Below are 19,118 nucleotides of genomic sequence, written 5' to 3' on the forward strand. Positions count from 1 at the left end.
GTCTACGGAGCCGACCCTGCGAGCCCGGGTAACGGCGCACCCTGGCTCGGACGCCGATGCGGATTCACCCATACGTCGCGAGCCAGCGCCGCGCCTGCTCCTCCCACGGCGCGTAGCGCTCGGGGTACGCCGAGATCTGCACAGCCTGCGCAGCATCCCCGAAGTCCATGTCCTCCCAGCCGTCGATGTCGAGGAGGCCGCGGGTGCGATCGCCGTTGGGGTCGGTGGGGCCGCCGAAGAACGCGGCCGCCGAGCGACGCGGGTCGCGGATCTCTGCTTCTGAACCCCACCCCGCGCTCGGGCGCTGCTGGAACAGCCCGAGCGAGTCGCGGTCGCCGCCGTCGAGGTTCCGGATCCACGACTCGACCATCGCCGTGGCGAGGGCGATGGCGATCCCGTCACGCGAGACCCCGCGCTCGCGCCCCACGTCGATGATCGTCCGGACGTTGGCGATCTGCTCGGCATCGAGCACGACCTGCGCGGCGCCCGAGCTGGCCACAGCCGGCGCCGGCGTCGGCGCTGCGGTCGGGATCCGAAGTTTCTGTCCCGGGTAGATGATGGACGTCTCGTCGAGACCGTTCGCCGCGAGCAGACGCGCGAGGCTCACGCCGCTTCGCGTCGCGATTGCCCACAGCGTCTCGCCCGAGGAGACCTCGTGAACGGGTCCGGCGGCCGCCTTCGCCGGGGCGGCGCGGACGACGGCGCGAGGGGCGGCCAACACTCCGACGGTCAACTTCTGCCCCGGGTGGATCATCGTGGACGCGCCCAGATCATTGGCGCGGGACAGGGCGGACACGCTCATGTCGTGGCGCGCAGCGATCGACCAGAGCGTGTCGCCCGCGCGGACGGTGTACGTGGATGCCGCGGGTCGGGCCTTCGGCGCGGGTTCCGCCGCGGTCCGGACGGCCTTCGGGCCCAGTCGCAGGACGTCGCCGGGGTGGATGACCGACCGCCAGTTCAGCCCGTTCCACGTGAGGACATCGGCCGTGCGGACGCCGTTGGCGGCCGCGATCGCGCTGACGGTGTCGCCGCGCTTGACGACGTGCGCGGCGACCGCGTTCCGGGATGCGGGAGTTCCGACGACGTCGAGGTCGTCTTCTGCGGCCGAAGGCGCTGCGGACGTCCGGGCGGAGAGCGGCTCGGGAGCCGGGCGTTCGTGCCCGTCAGCCGTCCCGGCGTCGAGGGGAACGAGCGAGAGTGACAGGGCGATGGACCCGATCATTGCGGGTCCGCTCATGTGTCGGACGGAGGCGGGGAGGACGTCGTTCCGGCGCACAGGTATTCCTTCTTTCAGCCTCAGATCGGTGGATCCCCCTCCGAAACCGTGACACGCGCGTGTGACTGGTGTCAATCCATGAGGCAGATGTGACTGGTGGTACAAGCGCGTGGGCAAACGTGATGCGATAGTGGAGGAGTGAGTTCTGATGCACCCGTGTCCACTGATTGGCTGAGTCTTCCCGAACTGGTGGAGCTGACGGGGGAGCCGCTCGGGCGGGTGCGCCGCATGCTCGACGAGCACCAGCTCGTCGCCTCCCGCCGTTTCGGAGCTCCGCGCGTCCCGTCGGTCTTCCTCGTCGAGGGTGAGCCCCTCTCATCGCTGCGCGGCACGATCATCGTGTTGCACGATGCCGGCTTCTCCGACGACGAAGCGATCGACTGGCTGCTCGCCCCGGAGGAATCGATCGGGTTCGCTCCGATCGAGGCGCTCCGCCAGGGGCGCAAGAGCGAGGTCCGGCGCGTCGCGCAGACCCTGGCCTGAGCGCAGGCCCTGGCCTGAGCGGACGGATGCCGCGCGTCAGGCTGCGCGGACAGTCGCTGCGCGTGCCAGGTCGCGGAGTTCGCTGACCGCGGCGTTACCGAGCCGCGCACCCCGGAGAGCTCGATCAGCCTCGGTCGCCCACTCGGTGATCCGAGCTTCGACGCGGGCCAGAGCGCCGGTCTCGACGATGGTCTGCTGCAGGTGGGACACCTGCTGGGGTGTGAGATTGCGGTCGCCCACGAGTTCGTCGAACACGCGAAGCGCTCCCGGCGCGAGAGCGGCGCGGGCGTAGGCGATGAGCAGAGTGCGCTTCCCCTCGCGCAGGTCGTCACCCACGGGCTTTCCCGTCACGACGCTGTCTCCGAACACCCCGAGGACGTCGTCGCGCAGCTGGAACGCAAGGCCCACGGGATGCCCGAAGTCAGCGAGCACGCGATATTGCTCGTCGTCCGCACCGGCCAGGACCGCGCCGAGCTGCAGCGGATGCTGGACGCTGTACCGCGCCGACTTCAGCGACGCCACGCGGAGCGCACGGTCGGGGTGCGTATCGACGGGAGCGGCCACGTAGGCGGACTCCTCGGCGACGTCGAGGAACTGACCGATGGTCACTTCGCGGCGCATGCGCGCGAACTCGGTGCGAGCGCGGTGCGCGCCCATCGGGTCGATCTCCGCCAGACCCTCTTCGAGGAGGTCGTCACTCCACGCCACGAGCAGATCGCCCAGCAGGATGGCGGCGGACCGGCCGAATTCCTCGCCGTCGCCCGCCCATCCCTTCGATCGGTGCTCGGACTCCCAGGCCCGATGCGACGCCGGGCGACCTCGGCGGGTGTCGGAGCGGTCGATGACATCGTCATGGACGAGGGCGGCGGCATGGAAGATCTCGAGGGCAGCGGATGCCGCGGTCACGGCGTCCGGAACGCTCGGTGCTCCGCTCGTTGCGGCCGTCGCGACAGCGCGCCACCCGGCCAGGCAGAACTTCGCTCGGAACCCCTTGCCTCCGGTGGCCGCGGACGCGCCCGACTCGACGAAAGCCTGCGCCTCCTCGCCGAATTCGGATGCGGCGTCCCGCTGGGCCTTCAGGAACCTCTCGACTCGCTGGGAAACGGCCACGATCGGATCGGGGAAGGAGGACACGGGCCTAGCCTAGTGATCGCGCGGACGCGTAGACTTGATGGACCGAACCGAGGGGGATGCATGCCACTGTCAGAGCAGGAGCAGCGTCTGCTGGACGAGATGGAACGCCATCTCATGCGCAACGACGCCGATGTCGTCAGCGCGGACCGGGGATCCGCTCCCCTCAGCTACCGCAACATCGTCTACGGCTCCGTCATCGTGCTCTTGGGTATCGCCGGGCTCGTCGTCGGAGTAGCGACGTCGCTCATCGTGATCGGTGTGATCTCTTTCGTTCTCATGGTGGGAGGCGTCGTTCTCGCCTTCACGCCCGCGAAGGGCGCGGCGGCATCCCGCGCCGCCACCGGAACCCGCAAGCCCCGTCCCGCCCAGGCCCCGGCCTCCGCCTCCTTCATGGACCGGATGAACGATCGATGGGATCGCCGTAACGACGATCGCTGATCCGGCCTCCACAGCCCTCCACTTCTGAAGCACCGACCTCCGGGTCGGTGCTTTTTTTGTGCCCTCCGGGCGTCGGGGGTACAGGCCAGGTGTGCGGAGTGGCGCGGCGCAGCGTCGCCGTCCCCGAGATCTGTCGCAAAGTGGAGGAAAGTGGAGTAAAGTGGCGTCAACCTGGAGCGGGCCGGATGTAGGGGGGTGACCGAGCGATGTTGTTGGGCACCCACACCCCGAAGCTGGACGACAAAGGTCGGGTCATCCTGCCGGCGAAGTTCCGCGACGACCTCGGCCCCGGCATCGTCATCACCCGCGGTCAGGAACGGTGCCTCTACGTCTTCAGCTCGGTCGAGTTCGAGCGCGTGTACGAGCGCATCCGGGAAGCGCCCCTGACCAACAAGCAGGCTCGTGACTTCCAGCGCATGTTCCTCTCGGGCGCGAGCGCCGAGAAGCCGGACTCGCAGAACCGCATCACCATCCCGCCGCACCTGCGTACCTACGCCGGGCTGGAGCGGGAGCTGATCGTGACGGGTGTCGGCGCGCACGCCGAGATCTGGAACGCCGACGCGTGGAACACCTACGCCGACAGCAACGAGGACACCTACTCGGACATGGAACAGGAGGTGATTCCCGGACTCTTCTGATCCTCGACTGCGACTCCCAGCCGCACGCCCTGACGCACTTCCCCGGCGCCAGGTCGGAGCGGATGGGGATCGGGGTCGAGGGCCCACGGACCCGAACGCACCATGACACACGACGACATCCACACCCCCGTTCTGCTCGACCGCTGTGTCGAGCTGCTCGCCCCTGCGCTCCAGCGGGACGGCGCGGTCGTCGTGGACGCCACACTCGGCATGGGCGGTCACTCCGAAGCGCTCCTCGACCGCTTCCCGCAGGTGCGCCTCATCGGCCTCGACCGCGACACCGACGCCCTCCGGATCGCGGGGGAGCGGCTCGCCCGCTTCGGCGACCGGGTGACCCTCGTGCACACGGTGTACGACGGCATCGCCGAGGCCGTCCGCAGCGCAGGCGTCCGCCAGGCCGACGGCATCCTGTTCGATCTCGGCGTCTCGTCGCTGCAGCTCGACGACGCCGACCGGGGCTTCGCATACTCGAAGGACGCGCCGCTCGACATGCGGATGGATCAGACCTCGGGCACGACCGCCGCTGACGTCGTCGCGACCTACGGCGAGGGAGACCTGCGACGGATCTTCGAGCGCTACGGCGACGAGAAGCTCGCCGGACGATATGCCCGAGCGATCATCGCCGCACGTCAGCAGACTCCGATCGAGCGCTCGGCGCATCTCGTCGAGATCCTGATCGCCGCGACGCCCATGGCCGTCCAGCGAGAGCGCAGCGGACACCCCGCCAAGCGCGTCTTCCAGGCGCTGCGCATCGAGGTGAACGGCGAGCTGTCGGTGCTCGAGCGCGCGCTTCCCGCCGCGCTCGGCATCCTGCCCGTCACCGGTCGGATCGTGGTCATGTCGTACCAGTCGCTCGAGGACCGCCTCGTCAAGCGCGTCTTCGCTGAGGCCACCCGCTCGACGGCACCCGCGGGACTCCCGATCGAACCGCCCGAGCACGCCCCCCGGTTCCGCCTGCTCACCAAGGGCGCGGAACTGGCATCCGACGAAGAAAAGATCCGCAACCCGCGCGCCACTCCGGTGCGGCTGCGTGCGGCCGAGCGAGTGAGGGAGGCGTCATGAGCGCTTCGGCCCAGGCCACCACAGTCATCGAGACCGCCCCCGACGAGCTCCTCCTCGGCTCGGAAGCACCCATTCTCCGCCCCGTCGGTCGCATCGGCGCCGGCGTCGCGCCTCGGCGTCGCCCCCGCCGCGTGTTCGGCGTCGTCGCGGTCGCCGGCGCGCTCGCCATCGCCGGGGTGCAGATGGGGTTGTCCATCGTCACGACGCAGGGCGCCTTCGAGGTCAAGAGCCTCACGTCGCAGCAGCAGGACGCGAACTACCGCAAGCAGATCCTCCAGGAGGAGGTCGCCGGTCTCAGCTCGCCTCAGTTCCTCGCGGCCAACGCGGCGGCTCTCGGCCTCGTCGCCGGCGGTGAGCCGAACTACCTCCGCCTCAGCGATGGCACGACCCTCGGTCCGCAGAAGGGCGCGTCGGATGCCTCTTCGATCGAGGCGCTCTCGCGGGCGGCGGTGTCGAACGCTCTCGTCGCGGGCGTGCCGCTCGTCACCGACCCCGAAGCGAGCCTCGACACGGGCGTCTCGATCGACAAGGACCTGCTGGCCAATACGCCGACACCCCCATCGATCACCGACGGACTGCCGACCCCCGCCACACACTGAGATCATGACGACACGAGCAACCCGAAGCCCGCGCCGTCGCACCGTCGTCGCTCTCGCCGTCGTCCTGGCGGTCTTGGTGGCGTTCGTCGTCCGGCTCGTCGACATCCAGATCGTCAACGCGAGTCAGCACGTCGAGGACGCCTTCAGTAAGGGCATGCAGACCACCTCCACGCTCCAAGGGGCAAGAGGATCCATCGTCGATGCGAACGGCTCTCCGCTCGCCACGAGCATGCTTCGGTACAACGTCGTGGTCGACCCGATGCTCGCGGAGCAGGGGATGTCGCTGCGCGACGAGAACGGCGCGATCGTCAAGGACGACGCCGGCGACGCGGTCAAGGTAACCTGGCCGGAGATCGCCGCTGAGATCGCAGAGGTGACCGGGCAGGACGCCGACGACGTGCGTGCGACCGCCGACGATGCGGTCGCGAAGGATCCGAAGAGCCGCTACCAGGTGATCAAGCGGCTCGTGTCGACGGCGGAGTTCCGGAAGCTCGCCGACTTGCAGATCCCGTTCGTCAGCTTCGAGCCCGTTGCTTCGAGGTCGTACCCCGACGGCGCGGTCGCCGGCAACATCCTCGGCTTCGTCGGTTCTGACGGCAAGCCGTTGGAGGGCGTTGAGATGCTGCAGGACTCGTGCCTGGAGCCCACCAACGGCAGCATCCGCTATCAGCGTGGTGCGAACGGCGTGACCATTCCCGGGACCGCGGTTGAGAAGCCCGCCGTCAACGGCGGAACGCTCAAGCTGACGATCGACTCCGACCTCCAGTGGTACATGCAGCAGCTGATCGCCGAGGAGACCGACCGATACCAGGCCGACTGGGGCGGGGTGCTCGTCATGGAGGTCGCGACGGGCAAGATCCGCGCGATCGCGGAGACCAACACCGTCGACCCCAACGACCCCGGCGCCAGCGAGCCACAGGACCGCGGCTCGCGGCTCCTGCGGTTCTCCTTCGAGCCGGGTTCCACGTTCAAGCCCGTCACCGCCGCGACCGCCATCGAGCATGCGGGAGTCACGCCCGGAACGACCGTCACGGTCCCCGACCGCATGGTGTTCGACAACGGGGCCGTCGTGAACGACTCCGAGAAGCACTCCACCGAGAACCTCACACTCAACGGCGGCCTCGTGACCTCCTCCAACGTCGCGATGTCGCAGTTCGGCGCGATGGTGGACCCGCAGACCCGGTACGACTACCTGAAGAAGTTCGGCGCCGGTCAGCCTTCCGGTCTCGACTGGTCGGGCGAGCCGAAGACGACGCTGAGCCCCGCAGACACGTGGGACAACCAGACGAAGTACGCCACCACCTTCGGGCAGGCGTTCACGGTCACCGCGGTCCAGGTCGCGAGCGCGTACCAGACCTTCGCGAACGGGGGAGTGCGGATGCCGGCATCCCTCGTCGAATCGTGCACGAAGGCGGACGGCCAGGTCGTCACGCCGAAGCTCGCCGCCCCTGAACGCGTCATCAAGGAGGAGACGGCGAAGGAGGTCTCGCTCATGCTCGAGAACGTGTTCGCGCAGGGGACGCTGGCCGACGACGTCGCCCTCCCCGGCTACCGCATGGGCGGCAAGACGGGCACGGCGCAGATCTCGGACGGCAAGGGCGGGTACAAGAAGAACCTGTACTTCACGTCACTCGTCGGCTTCGCTCCCGCCGAGGATCCGAAGTATGTTGTCCTGACGGTCTTCGACGAGCCTAAGAAGCAGCGCATGTCGTCGGCCAACCGCTCGGTGTTCAAGAAGGCGATGGCGCAGGTGCTCACGCACTACCGCGTCATGCCGTCGGGCTCGGAGACCCCCCTCCTGCCCGTCACAGGCTGAACCCGAGCGCACGAGGAGATCCCCCGCATGATCCGCATGACGCTTGCCGAGGTGACGCACGCCATCGGCGGTACGCTCCACGTCCACGGCACGGACACCCCTGAGACCGTCGTCTCCGGGGTTGTCGACACCGATTCGCGTGAGATGGGACCAGGTTCCGTCTTCGTCGCCAAGCCCGGCGACGTGACGGACGGTCACCTGTTCGTCGGCACCGCCGTCGAGGCGGGAGCGGTGCTCGCGATCGTCGAACGCCCGGTCGAGGTCCCTGTCACGCAGATCGTCGTCGGCGATGCCGTCGTCGCTCTCGGCGCTCTCGCGCGCGACGTCGTCGCCCGTGTGCGAGCTCATGGCAACCTGCGGGTCGTCGGCATCACCGGCTCCAACGGCAAGACGACCACGAAGAACCTCCTCGCCCGCATCCTTCAGGACGAAGGGCCCACGGTCGCCCCTCGCGCGTCGTTCAACAACGAGGTGGGCGCGCCGGTCACCATGCTCCGCGTCGCGGATGACACCCGCTTCCTCGTGAGCGAGCTGGGCGCCTCGCGCCCGGGGCGTATCGCGGAGCTCGCCGGTCTCATCACCCCCGACATCGGCGCGGTCCTGATGGTCGGTCTGGCGCACGCGGGGGGCTTCGGCGGCGTCGAAGCCACCCAGAAGGCGAAAACCGAACTCGTCCAGGCGCTCCGTCCCGGCGGCACCGCGGTGCTGAACTCCGACGACGCCCGTGTGGCGGCGATGGCGGTCGCCGCTGCGGAGCGCGGCGCCTCCGTCCGCTGGTTCGGTCGCGGTCCCGCTGCGGATGTCCGGGCTGAGGACGTCGAGGTCACCGCATCCGGCACCACCGCGACGATCCACGTCGACGGTCGCAGCCTCCCGCTTCACCTGCGGGTGCTCGGCGAGCATCACATCATGAACGCCCTCGCCGCGATCACGATCGCGCAACTGCTGGGGGTCGACCCTGACGATGCGATCGCTCGGATGGGGACGGTCGAGATCGCCGAACGCTGGCGGATGCAGCCGCTCGGCACCGAGCGGGTCCGCATCATCAACGACGCCTACAACGCCAGCCCCGATTCGATGGCTGCCGCGCTCCGGACCGTCGCGCAGATCACCGCACCCGGACAGCGCAAGGTCGCCGTTCTGGGCGCGATGTCCGAGCTCGGTGAACAGGCGGGGGAGGAGCACGATCGCATCGGGCTCCAGGCCGTTCGCCTCCGTTACGAGCGCATCGTCGTGATCGGCACCGCCGCGCGACGCCTTTTCCTGGCTGCCATCAGCGAGGGCTCCTGGGACGGCGAAGCCGTCTTCTTCGAGACCGCTGACGAGGCCTACGACTACCTGACGGCCGAGCTCCGCGACGGTGATCGCGTGCTGGTGAAGTCCTCCAATTCCGCCGGGCTCAGGTTCCTCGGCGATCGTCTGGGAGAATTCTTCTCGTGAGATCTCTGCTGGCCGCTGCGACGATCTCGCTGGCTTTCACTCTGTTCCTGACGCCCCTGTTCATCCGGTTGTTCCGGAAGATCGGATGGGGGCAGGTCATCCGTACCCCGGAGGACGCCCACAACCCGAGTCACCACACGAAGCGGGGAACGCCCACGATGGGCGGGATCGTCTTCATCCTGGGAACGATCGTCGGGTTCCTCGTCGGAAGCTACACCGGTGGCACCGAGCCCACGATCTCCGGCCTGCTCGTCCTCTGGATGATGGTGGGCCTCGGGATCATCGGCTTCATCGACGACTACATGAAGGTCCGCTCGCAGCGGAGCCTCGGGCTGTCGGGGTGGCGGAAGATCGCCGGCCAGATCGCCGTCGCGGTCCCGTTCGGCGTCATGGCCCTGAACTTCCCGAATCAATACGGCGAGACCCCGGGTTCCGCCTACATCTCGTTCTTCCGCGACATCCCGACCCTCTCCTTCATGGCGCTCGGCGCCATCGCCGGGTGGATCCTCTACCTCACCTGGATCTCGTTCATGTCGGTCGCGTGGTCGAACGCCACCAACCTCACCGACGGACTCGACGGTCTCGCGACCGGCGCCGGCATCTTCACGGTCTCGGCATACAGCCTCGTGACGTTCTGGCAACTGCAACAGCGCTGCCACTCGGCCGCACTCGTGACGGAGTACACGGCGGCCTGCTACGACACGCGCGATCCGATGGGTCTCACGATCGTCGCCGCATCGTTCGTCGGCGCCCTGGTCGGATTCCTCTGGTGGAACGCCCCGAAGGCGAAGATGTTCATGGGCGATGTGGGCTCGATGGCGATCGGCGGCGTGATCGTCGCGATGGCCGTCCTGAGCCGCACCGAGATCCTCTCCATCATCCTCGCGGGCGTCTTCATCATCGCCCCCGCCTCGGTCATCCTGCAGCGCTACTACTTCAAGGCGACGGGGGGCAGACGCCTCTTCCTGATGAGCCCGTTCCACCATCACCTCGAGATGCGCGGCTGGCCCGAGATCACGATCGTGGTCCGGATGTGGGTGATCGCCGGCATGCTCGCGATCTTCGGCGTCGCCTTGTTCTACGTCGGCTGGCTGGCCGCGGTATGAGCACCGACCTCGATCGACTGACCAGCTGGAACTCCGACTGGTCGGGGCTGCGGGTCGTCGTCCTCGGGCTGTCGATGACGGGCTTCTCCGTCGCCGACACCCTGGCTGAGCTGGGCGCCGAGGTCCTCGTGGTCACGGAGCACGCGGACGAGGAGTACGCGAGGCTCCTGCCCGTCATCGGCGTGCAGATGTGGCAGGGGGCGCTGGACGCCGTTCCCGATGAGCTCGTCGCGCATCGCCCCGACGTCGTCATCGCATCGCCCGGGTTCGCGCCCCACCATCCCGTCGTTTCGTGGGCTCTCTCCGCGGGCGTGGCCGTATGGGGTGACATCGAACTCGCGTGGCGCGTCCGCGACAAGGTCCTCCGTCCCGACGGGACGCCCGCCGACTGGGTGCTCATCACGGGCACGAACGGCAAGACCACGACGACGCAGCTGACCGCGACCATGCTCGTCGCGGGCGGACTCCGCGCCGCTCCGTGCGGCAACATCGGGGTACCCGTGCTCGACGCGGTCCGGGACCCCGCGGGCTTCGACGTCCTGGTGGTCGAGGTGTCGAGTCATCAGCTCTGGTACCTGGGGCTCCAGTCCGGGGACGATCGACTGTCGCCGCACGCGAGCGTCTGCCTCAACCTCGCCGCGGACCACCTGGAGTGGCACGGCTCGTTCGACGCCTACCGCGACGCGAAGGCCGTCGTCTACCAGCGCACCCGGGTGGCCTGCGTCTACAACAAGAGCGACGTCGCGACTCGCGAGATGGTCGAGGACGCAGAGGTCGTCGACGGATGCCGCGCCATCGGTTTCGATCTCGGCGTCCCGGGTCCGAGCGACCTCGGCGTCGTGGACGGGATCCTCGTCGACCGCGCCTTCCTCGAGGAGCGGCGGACCAACGCCCTCGAGCTCACGACGGTGGACGAGCTCGTCGAGGCGGGCCTCGCCGCACCCCACGTCGTCGCGAACATCCTCGCTGCAGCAGCGCTGGCACGCTCGTTCGACGTCCCGCCCGCAGCGATCCGAGACGCCCTGCGCGGCTTCCGACTCGACCCGCACCGCATCGAGGTCGTCGCCGTCGCGGATGGCGTGACGTGGATCGACGACTCCAAGGCGACGAACCCGCACGCGGCGGCATCCTCCCTGCAGGCGTACCCGGGCGCCGTGTGGGTGATCGGCGGGCTGCTGAAGGGCGTCGACATCGACGATGTGGTCGCATCCAGGGGTCCGGCGGTGAAGGCGGCGATCGTGATCGGTGTCGACCGCGCCGAGATCGTCGAGGCTTTCGGGCGACACGCCCCGGCGGTTCCGGTGTTCGAGGTCGACCACGCTCAGACTGAGGACGTCATGACCGAGGTCGTCGCGCTCGCGGCGGGCGTCGCGCAAGACGGAGACGTGGTCCTCCTCGCTCCGGCAGCGGCATCCTTCGACCAGTTCGCCTCGTACTCGGATCGCGGTCGGCGCTTCGCCGCCGCGGTGAACGCACGGATCGGAAAGGACGCCGGTGACAACCACGACCGACCGTCCGGCCCCGTCGGATCCGGCTGACCGAGGTTCCTCCGCCTTCACGGCGCGCGTCGCCCTCGGCAAGGTCTTCGCCCCGGTCCCGAGCGAGTTCCTGCTCATCGCCTCCACGGCGCTGATCCTCACGATCTTCGGCCTCGTGATGGTCCTGTCGGCCACCATGGCGACGTCCGCCGAGGGCGGGCCGTTCCAGACGGTGCTCCGTCAGGCGATGTTCGCGGTTCTCGGCGTGCCGCTGATGTTCGTGTTCAGCCGTTTGCCGGTTCTCTTCTGGAAGCGCATCGCCTGGATCGCCCTCGGTGTCGCGCAGGCTTTCCAGCTGCTCGTGTTCACCGGCCTCGGTTACGACTTCGATGGCAACCGCAACTGGATCTCCATCGCCGGCGTCCAGGCGCAGCCGTCGGAGTTCCTGAAACTCGCCTTCGCGCTCTGGCTCGGGTACGTCCTGTACCGCAAGCACACGCTCCTCGGACTGTGGCGGCACGTCTTCATCCCCGTCGTGCCGGTCTCGGCGATGGTGATCGGCTCGGTGCTGGCGGGCAAGGACCTCGGCACGGCGATGATCCTCGTGCTGATCCTGCTGGGTGCTCTCTTCTTCTCCGGGGTCAAACTGCGGGTGTTCATCATCCCCGTCGTCGCCGCCATCGTGATCGTGGGACTCCTCGCGCTCACGAGCGCGAACCGCATGGCACGCATCACCAGCTTCCTCAACCCCAACTGCCTGGACGAGTATTACAAGGGTTGCTACCAGCCGCTCCACGGCATCTGGGGCCTTGCGAGCGGCGGCGTCCTCGGTCTGGGCCTGGGGAACTCCCGCGAGAAGTACGCATGGCTGCCGGCGGCATCCCACGACTACATCTTCGCGATCATCGGAGAAGAGCTCGGCCTCATCGGGTGCATCGTCGTGCTCGCCCTCTTCACACTCTTCGCCGTCGGCGCCTTCCACGTCGTCCGGAAGACCAATGACCCGTTCATCCGCATCGCCGCGGGCGGCATCACGGTGTGGGTCGTCGGCCAAGCGCTCATCAACATCGGCGTCGTGCTGCGCGTCTTCCCCGTTCTCGGTGTGCCCTTGCCGTTCATGTCGCAGGGCGGAACCTCGCTCGTCTCGGTGCTGATGGCCTGCGGGGTGCTGCTGGCGTTCGCCCGCACGCTGCCGTCCTCCGCGCCGGTGGCTCCGCCGGCCCGCCGGTAGGCTCGATCCGGTGACCACGTACCTTCTGGCCGGCGGCGGGACCGCGGGCCACGTCAATCCGTTGCTCGCCGTCGCTGACGCTCTCACTGCCCGAGAGCCCGACGCCACCGTCCTCGTCCTCGGTACGCGGGAAGGTCTCGAGGCGCGCCTCGTGCCCCTCCGCGGGTACGAACTGCTCTTCGTCGACAAGGTCCCGTTCCCGCGTCGACCGGATGCCGCGGCTCTCCGCTTCCCCGTCCGCTTCGCGCGCGCGGTGCGTCAGGTCCGGAACCACCTCCGCGAGCGCGGCGTCGACGTGGTCGTCGGCTTCGGCGGCTACGCCTCCGCCCCCGCGTACATCGCGGCCGGCCGCGCGGGTGTGCCCGTCGTCGTGCACGAGGCGAATGCCAAAGCGGGACTCGCGAACGTCCTCGGCGCGCGGCGAGCCGCGGCATCCGGTGTCGCGTTCGACGGCACGCCGCTGCGCGGAGCGGAGGTCGTCGGGATGCCGCTCCGGCCCGAGATCGTGCACCTCGACCGAGCGGCCCTCCGCGCCGAGGCCGGCGAAGCGTTCGGGCTGGACCCCGCCCGTCCGGTCCTCCTCGTCTTCGGCGGGTCGCTCGGTGCCGTCCGGCTGAACCGAGCACTCGCGGACTCGTGGCAGGACGTGGTGGCGGCCGGTTGGCAGATCCTCCACGCGGTGGGGGAGCGCAACGACGTCGCCGAGCCGGGTGACCCGTCCTACCGCGTCGTCCCCTATATCGACCGCATGGACCTCGCCTTCGCCCTCGCCGACGCGATCGTGTCGCGCTCGGGCGCGGCGACGGTGAGTGAGATCAGCGCCCTCGGCATCCCGGCCGTCTACGTGCCTTATGCGGTCGGCAACGGCGAGCAGGCGCTCAACGCGGCGTCCGCCGTCGCCGCGGGTGCCGCCGTTCTCATCCCCGACGGCGAACTGAGCGGCGACCGGGTCCGCTCGACGATCGTCCCGCTGCTGGCCGATGCTGATGCGCTCGACCGGATGCGGGCTGCCGCGGCGAGCGTCGGAACCCGCTCCGGCAGCGAGAACGTCCTCGGTCTCATCGATCGCGCCCTCGCCCGCTGATCCGCGGCGCCGGACGCCCCAGCGCGCCGCAGCGTCCTCCCGGCGGCCCCGACCTAGACTTGACGGGCCATGATTCGACCCGATCTCTCGCTCCCCATTCCTGCGGACATCACCGCTGCCCACTTCATCGGGATCGGTGGTTCTGGGATGTCGGGCCTCGCCGGGATGTTCCTCGATCGCGGCATCCGCGTTTCGGGGTCGGACCGATCCGACAGCGCCGCGATGCGCGCCGTCGCCGCGCGCGGAGCCGACGTGCACGTGGGGCATGACGCGGCGAATCTGCCCGACGGGGTGGACGTGGTCGTCTTCACCGGCGCGATCTGGCCGGAGAACCCGGAATACCTGCGGGCGAAGGAGCGCGGCGTTCCGGTCATCCACCGGTCACAGGCGCTGCACTGGCTCGTCGGCGGGCGCCGCCTCGTCAGCGTCGCGGGAGCGCACGGCAAGACCACGTCGACCGGCATGATCGTGACGGCGCTCCGCGCCATCGGCGCGGATCCGACCTTCGTCAACGGTGGCGTCATCGCGTCGCTCGGTGTCTCGAGTGGCACGGGATCGGACGACCTGTTCGTCATCGAAGCGGACGAGTCCGACGGGTCGTTCCTCTTGTACGACACCGCGGTCGCGCTCATCACGAACGTCGACCCCGATCATCTGGACCACTGGGGCTCGCGCGAGGCGTTCTACAAGGGCTTCGCCCGGTTCGCGGACGCCGCCTCCCAGGCGGTCGTGATCTCGTCCGACGATCCGGGTGCTCGAGAGGTCGCCGCGTCCCTCACGCACGACAACGTCGTATCGTTCGGCACCGCGCCCGAGGCCGACGTGCGGATCTCCGACATCGTCACCGAGGGACCGGTGTCCTTCACGATCCACCACCGGGGCGAGTCGGTTTCCGGCGCGTTGGCCGTTCCTGGCGCGCACAACGCGATCAACGCCGCCGGCGCCGTCGCCGTCCTCCTGACGCTGGGGTACGAGCTGGAGCCCGCCGTGCGTGCGGTCGAAGAGTTCGGCGGCACTGTCCGGCGCTTCGAACTGCACGGCGTCCGCGCCGGCGTGGCCGTCTACGACGACTACGCCCACCATCCGACCGAGGTCGACGCCGCCCTCTCGGCGGCGCGCACGGTCGTCGGCGAGGGGCGGATCATCGCGGTTCACCAGCCGCACACGTACTCGCGCACGCAGGCGATGTACCGCGAGTTCGCCGACGTCCTCGAGTCCCGCGCCGACCACACCGTCGTCCTCGATGTCTACGGTGCCCGCGAAGACCCGGTCCCGGGCGTCACCGGTGCGCTCGTCAGTGGTGCCTTCGCGAACCAGGATCGGGTCCGCTTCGTCGCCGACTGGCAGCAGGCCGCCGAGTACGCGGCATCCGTCGCCCAGCCGGGGGACTACGTCATCACGCTCGGCTGCGGGGACGTCTACCGCATCATCCCGCAGGTGCTCGACGCCCTCGGGCCGGAGCGGGACTGACGATGCGACGGCCGTCGCCGCTGCCGTCCACGCCACCGGCACGTCAGCGACGAGAGCCGGCGCCGTCCCGTCCTCGAGAAGCGGCGCCAGAGCCCGCCGCGGAGGTCACTAAGCCGGCTCCCGAGCCGCCTGCGACGGGTCGCCTCGCGCCGGTCGTCCCGTTCGAGCCGTCCCCGTCCCCGTCCGCGCCCGCGGCTGAGAAGGGTGACGCCGCTTCGGATGCCGAGGCGGAGCGCCCTCTCGGTGTCCGCGACGTCTGGGCGGCGGCACGAGCACGTCGCCGCGCGCTGCGTCGCGAGGTGCGTCGCTTCACGGTGCGCCAGCGCCGTCGTCGCTACGCGTGGCTCGGCGCCCTGGCGGCGGTGGTCCTCGTGGGGCTCGGCGCAGTCGCGACTGCCTATAGTCCGCTGTTCGCCGTGTCCAAGATCACCGTGGTCGGCACCGACCGACTCGCCCCGGCCGCCATCGAACAGGCGCTCGCGGGCGAGATGGGTACTCCGCTCGCTCTTGTCGATTCGAGCGCTGTGAAAGCCGCACTCGTCGCGTTCCCGCTCGTCGAGAGCTATTCGATCGAGGCCCGTCCGCCGCAAGAACTCGTCGTCCGCATCATCGAGCGCACCCCCGTGGGCGTCGTGGAGACCAAGGCCGGGTTCTCGCTGGTGGATGCCGCCGGGGTGGTCCTCGGTACGACGAAGGATGCCCCGAAGGGGTACCCGGTCATCGACGCCGCCGGCGGAGCCGGGTCGCGGACCTTCCGCGCCGTCGGTGCGGTCTACCGCTCGCTTCCTGCCGACCTTCGGGCACAGGTGACCGAGATGTCGGCCACCACGCCCGATGACGTGACCCTCACGATCGACGGTGCCGACATCCTCTGGGGGAGCGCGGAGAAGCCGGTCGAGAAGGTCCGGGTGCTGAAGGCGGCGATGGTCGCGCAGCCTCCGTCGAAGGTCAAGGAGTACGACATCTCCTCGCCTACGGCCGTCGTCATCCGCTGACGCGACATCCGATCCGACGACACGCCCGCCGCGCTGCGGGCTGCCGTCGTGGTCGCGCCTACGTTCGGAATCAGGAATTGCATACTCGGCAATTCTTTAAACCTCTGGTTGAGGTTGAAGGTTTGCACTCGAGGTTCAGGACGATACGGAGGCCGGCGTGAGCCAGAACCAGAACTACCTTGCTGTGATCAAGGTCGTTGGCGTGGGTGGTGGCGGTGTCAACGCCGTCAACCGCATGATCGAGCTCGGCCTTCGCGGCGTCGAGTTCATCGCCGTCAACACGGACGCTCAGGCGCTGCTCATGAGCGACGCCGACATCAAGCTCGACGTGGGGCGTGAGCTGACTCGCGGTCTGGGCGCCGGCGCCGACCCCGAGGTGGGTCGTCGCGCTGCCGAGGATCACGCCGAGGAGATCGAGGAAGCGCTCGCGGGCGCCGACATGGTCTTCGTCACGGCGGGTGAGGGCGGTGGCACGGGAACCGGTGGTGCACCGGTCGTCGCACGGATCGCGAAGTCGATCGGCGCGCTGACCATCGGCGTCGTGACCAAGCCGTTCTCCTTCGAGGGGCGCCGTCGGCAGACCCAGGCCGAGACGGGCGTTTCGAAGCTGAAGGAAGAGGTCGACACCCTCATCGTCGTTCCGAACGACCGACTTCTCGAGATCAGCGACCGCGGCATCTCGATGATCGAGGCGTTCGCCACGGCAGACCAGGTTCTGCTCGCCGGTGTTCAGGGCATCACCGACCTCATCACGACCCCGGGCCTCATCAACCTCGACTTCGCCGACGTCAAGTCGGTCATGCAGGGTGCGGGCTCCGCGCTCATGGGCATCGGTTCCGCCCGGGGCGCTGACCGCGCCATCAAGGCCGCGGAGCTCGCGGTCGAGTCGCCGCTGCTCGAGGCTTCCATCGAGGGCGCCCACGGCGTGCTGCTGTCGATCCAGGGTGGCTCGAACCTCGGCATCTTCGAGATCAACGACGCCGCTCAGCTCGTCAAGGAGGCCGCGCACCCCGAGGCCAACATCATCTTCGGTACCGTCATCGACGACACGCTCGGCGACGAGGTGCGCGTGACCGTGATCGCCGCCGGTTTCGACGGCGGAGAGCCGGAGAAGAAGGTGGAGCCGATCACGGTGTCGCGCCCGGCATCCGCTCCGGTGCTGCCGCCGCTGCCCGCGGACACCGTCGCCCGCGATCTCGCGGCCGCCGAGAAGAGCGGCGCCCGCGAGTCGGTCTCCGTCTCGGCGCCGTCGTCCTCGAGCGATTACGACTCCGCGTTCGGCGATGACGACCTCGACATCCCCGACTTCCTGAAGTAACCCGTCGTGGATCTTGGCTCGCGGCTCGCCGACATCGACGCGCGCATTTCGGATGCCGCTCGATCGGCGGGCCGCGATGCCACGACGATCACCCGTATCGTCGTGACGAAGTTCCACCCCGTGGAACTGGTGCAGGACCTCGCCGACCTCGGTGTCACCGATGTCGGCGAGAACCGTCAGCAGGAACTCAGCTCGAAGCGGGAGACCTACGCGGGCCGTCCACTGCGGTGGCACTTCATCGGCCAGGCGCAGACCAACAAGGCTCGGGCCGTTCGGCGGGATGCCGACGCTGTGCACTCGCTCGACCGAGCCCGCCTCGCCGACTCCCTGCACACGGCGCGACGCGAGGATGACGAGTCAGACATCCTCGACGTCCTAATACAGGTGAATCTCACCGACGATCCCGGTCGCGGGGGAGTCGAGCCGTCCGGCATCGTGGAGCTCGCAGAGCACGTGGCCGCGTCCTGCCCGTCGCTGCGCTTGCGCGGAGTCATGGCGGTCGCGCCCCTCGATGAGGAGCCCGCTCCGGCCTTCGCCCGGCTGGCCGACTACGCCGGCCTCGTCCGCGGTGTCGTGCCGGATGCAGAGTGGATTTCCGCCGGGATGACCGGCGATTTCGCCGAAGCGATCGCGGCAGGTGCGACACACCTGCGGATCGGTTCGGCAATCACGGGCCCGAGGCCCGTGCACGGATAGCCTCGTCACAGACGAGCAATACGGAGGATGCGATGTCGAACCCGCTCAAGAAGACCATGGTGTACCTGGGCCTCGCCGACGAGGAAGAGGTGTACGAGGAGCCCGCTCCCCGTCGGGAGAAGCAGGTCGAGAACAAGACTGCGCCGGTGACCCCGATCCACCGCCCCGCCGTCGTCCGTCAGCCTGCTCCGGCCACGGTGAGCGAGATCGTCACCGTGCACCCCAAGCAGTACCGCGACGCGCAGACCATCGCGGAGAACTTCCGCGACGGCATCCCGATCATCATCAACCTCTCGCAGATGAGCGACGCTGACGCGCGCCGCCTCATCGACTTCGCGAGCGGTCTCTCGCTGGGTCTGTACGGACGGATCGAACGTGTGACGAGCAAGGTGTTCCTGCTCTCGCCGGAGAACGTCGCAGTGTCCGGCGAAGGCGCGATCGCCCAGGGCGACGCGGACTCCGCCCCCTTCACTCACTGACGCCGTGTCGGTCATCGGCCTCATCGCCGGGATCCTCAACGCGCTCCTGCTCATCTATGTGCTGTTCCTCCTGGCACGTCTGGTGTTGGAGTACATCCCGATGTTCAATCGGGAGTGGCGTCCGCGGGGCGGCTGGCTCGTCCTCGCGGAGGTCGTGTTCACTGTCACGGATCCGCCGATCAAGTTCTTCCGGCGCTTCATCCCTCCGCTGCGGATCGGACCCATCGCGCTGGATCTCGCCTTCCCGATCACGATGCTCTGCTGCTTCGTCCTGCTGTCGATCACGCAGGTGCTGAGCCGCGTGTGACCACCGCGTCGTCGCACCCATGACAGCCGCGGACTATGCTGTCGGGGTACGGCTCGCGCCTCGCGGGT

19 protein-coding genes are annotated in these 19,118 nt (G+C 68.9%); 17 read left to right on the forward strand and 2 right to left on the reverse strand.

From position 1 onward, the window contains the following. Positions 1-64: 64 nt before the first annotated feature. Positions 65-1,237 carry a LysM peptidoglycan-binding domain-containing protein gene (locus tag ABQ271_RS05535; protein WP_349310496.1) on the reverse strand — a complete coding sequence of 391 codons (1,173 nt, stop codon included), beginning with the start codon at positions 1,235-1,237 and terminating at the stop codon, positions 65-67. Between the two features lie 195 nt (positions 1,238-1,432). Between ABQ271_RS05535 and ABQ271_RS05540 the strand changes: the two genes are divergently transcribed. After that, positions 1,433-1,759: an Rv2175c family DNA-binding protein gene (locus ABQ271_RS05540; RefSeq protein WP_349310857.1), complete on the forward strand. Its 327-nt coding sequence runs from the start codon at positions 1,433-1,435 to the stop codon at positions 1,757-1,759. A gap of 36 nt (positions 1,760-1,795) precedes the next feature. Here ABQ271_RS05540 and ABQ271_RS05545 read toward each other — a convergent pair whose 3' ends face one another. Next, positions 1,796-2,893: a polyprenyl synthetase family protein gene (locus ABQ271_RS05545; RefSeq protein ID WP_349310497.1), complete on the reverse strand. Its 1,098-nt coding sequence runs from the start codon at positions 2,891-2,893 to the stop codon at positions 1,796-1,798. A gap of 60 nt (positions 2,894-2,953) precedes the next feature. Between ABQ271_RS05545 and ABQ271_RS05550 the strand changes: the two genes are divergently transcribed. The 16 genes from ABQ271_RS05550 to ABQ271_RS05625 all read left to right on the forward strand — a co-directional run bounded on the left by ABQ271_RS05550 (position 2,954) and on the right by ABQ271_RS05625 (position 19,050). Beyond that, complete coding sequence (locus tag ABQ271_RS05550) at positions 2,954-3,331, forward strand: DUF3040 domain-containing protein (protein ID WP_349310498.1); 378 nt, start codon at positions 2,954-2,956, stop codon at positions 3,329-3,331. 206 nt (positions 3,332-3,537) lie between these two features. Then, on the forward strand, positions 3,538-3,969 hold the full coding sequence (mraZ, locus tag ABQ271_RS05555; RefSeq protein ID WP_349310499.1) for a division/cell wall cluster transcriptional repressor MraZ: 432 nt from the start codon (positions 3,538-3,540) through the stop codon (positions 3,967-3,969). A gap of 102 nt (positions 3,970-4,071) precedes the next feature. After that, on the forward strand, positions 4,072-5,031 hold the full coding sequence (gene rsmH, locus ABQ271_RS05560) for a 16S rRNA (cytosine(1402)-N(4))-methyltransferase RsmH (protein ID WP_349310500.1): 960 nt from the start codon (positions 4,072-4,074) through the stop codon (positions 5,029-5,031). Next, a complete protein-coding gene (locus ABQ271_RS05565) occupies positions 5,028-5,630 on the forward strand; it encodes a hypothetical protein (RefSeq protein ID WP_349310501.1) in 603 nt (200 codons plus the stop codon). The genes rsmH and ABQ271_RS05565 overlap by 4 nt, the downstream gene beginning before the upstream one ends. 4 nt (positions 5,631-5,634) lie before the next feature. Further along, positions 5,635-7,446 carry a penicillin-binding protein 2 gene (locus tag ABQ271_RS05570; RefSeq protein WP_349310502.1) on the forward strand — a complete coding sequence of 604 codons (1,812 nt, stop codon included), beginning with the start codon at positions 5,635-5,637 and terminating at the stop codon, positions 7,444-7,446. A gap of 27 nt (positions 7,447-7,473) precedes the next feature. Then, the gene (gene murF, locus ABQ271_RS05575; protein WP_349310503.1) at positions 7,474-8,886 is read left to right on the forward strand and encodes a UDP-N-acetylmuramoyl-tripeptide--D-alanyl-D-alanine ligase; all 1,413 of its coding nucleotides are present in this window, start codon (positions 7,474-7,476) and stop codon (positions 8,884-8,886) included. Then, positions 8,883-9,992, forward strand: coding sequence for a phospho-N-acetylmuramoyl-pentapeptide-transferase (gene mraY / locus ABQ271_RS05580; protein WP_349310504.1), 1,110 nt, complete (start codon positions 8,883-8,885; stop codon positions 9,990-9,992). The genes murF and mraY overlap by 4 nt, the downstream gene beginning before the upstream one ends. Next, positions 9,989-11,530 carry a UDP-N-acetylmuramoyl-L-alanine--D-glutamate ligase gene (gene murD, locus ABQ271_RS05585; RefSeq protein WP_349310505.1) on the forward strand — a complete coding sequence of 514 codons (1,542 nt, stop codon included), beginning with the start codon at positions 9,989-9,991 and terminating at the stop codon, positions 11,528-11,530. Before mraY ends, murD begins: the two co-directional genes overlap by 4 nt. Then, the gene (gene ftsW, locus ABQ271_RS05590) at positions 11,487-12,701 is read left to right on the forward strand and encodes a putative lipid II flippase FtsW (RefSeq protein ID WP_349310506.1); all 1,215 of its coding nucleotides are present in this window, start codon (positions 11,487-11,489) and stop codon (positions 12,699-12,701) included. Before murD ends, ftsW begins: the two co-directional genes overlap by 44 nt. Positions 12,702-12,711: 10 nt before the next feature. Further along, a complete protein-coding gene (locus ABQ271_RS05595; protein WP_349310507.1) occupies positions 12,712-13,785 on the forward strand; it encodes a UDP-N-acetylglucosamine--N-acetylmuramyl-(pentapeptide) pyrophosphoryl-undecaprenol N-acetylglucosamine transferase in 1,074 nt (357 codons plus the stop codon). 69 nt (positions 13,786-13,854) lie between these two features. Then, on the forward strand, positions 13,855-15,255 hold the full coding sequence (gene murC / locus ABQ271_RS05600) for a UDP-N-acetylmuramate--L-alanine ligase (RefSeq protein WP_349310508.1): 1,401 nt from the start codon (positions 13,855-13,857) through the stop codon (positions 15,253-15,255). 2 nt (positions 15,256-15,257) lie between these two features. Then, positions 15,258-16,250: an FtsQ-type POTRA domain-containing protein gene (locus ABQ271_RS05605; protein WP_349310509.1), complete on the forward strand. Its 993-nt coding sequence runs from the start codon at positions 15,258-15,260 to the stop codon at positions 16,248-16,250. A 157-nt stretch (positions 16,251-16,407) separates the two neighbouring features. Continuing rightward, positions 16,408-17,568, forward strand: coding sequence for a cell division protein FtsZ (ftsZ, locus tag ABQ271_RS05610; protein ID WP_349310510.1), 1,161 nt, complete (start codon positions 16,408-16,410; stop codon positions 17,566-17,568). Between the two features lie 6 nt (positions 17,569-17,574). Next, positions 17,575-18,264 carry a YggS family pyridoxal phosphate-dependent enzyme gene (locus ABQ271_RS05615; protein ID WP_349310511.1) on the forward strand — a complete coding sequence of 230 codons (690 nt, stop codon included), beginning with the start codon at positions 17,575-17,577 and terminating at the stop codon, positions 18,262-18,264. 32 nt (positions 18,265-18,296) lie between these two features. After that, positions 18,297-18,743, forward strand: a complete 447-nt coding sequence (locus tag ABQ271_RS05620; RefSeq protein WP_036308496.1) for a cell division protein SepF — start codon at positions 18,297-18,299, stop codon at positions 18,741-18,743. A gap of 4 nt (positions 18,744-18,747) precedes the next feature. Continuing rightward, positions 18,748-19,050, forward strand: a complete 303-nt coding sequence (locus ABQ271_RS05625; protein WP_036308497.1) for a YggT family protein — start codon at positions 18,748-18,750, stop codon at positions 19,048-19,050. The last annotated feature ends 68 nt before the right edge of the window (positions 19,051-19,118 follow it).

This window comes from Microbacterium sp. MM2322, assembly GCF_964186585.1.
GTDB lineage: Bacteria > Actinomycetota > Actinomycetes > Actinomycetales > Microbacteriaceae > Microbacterium.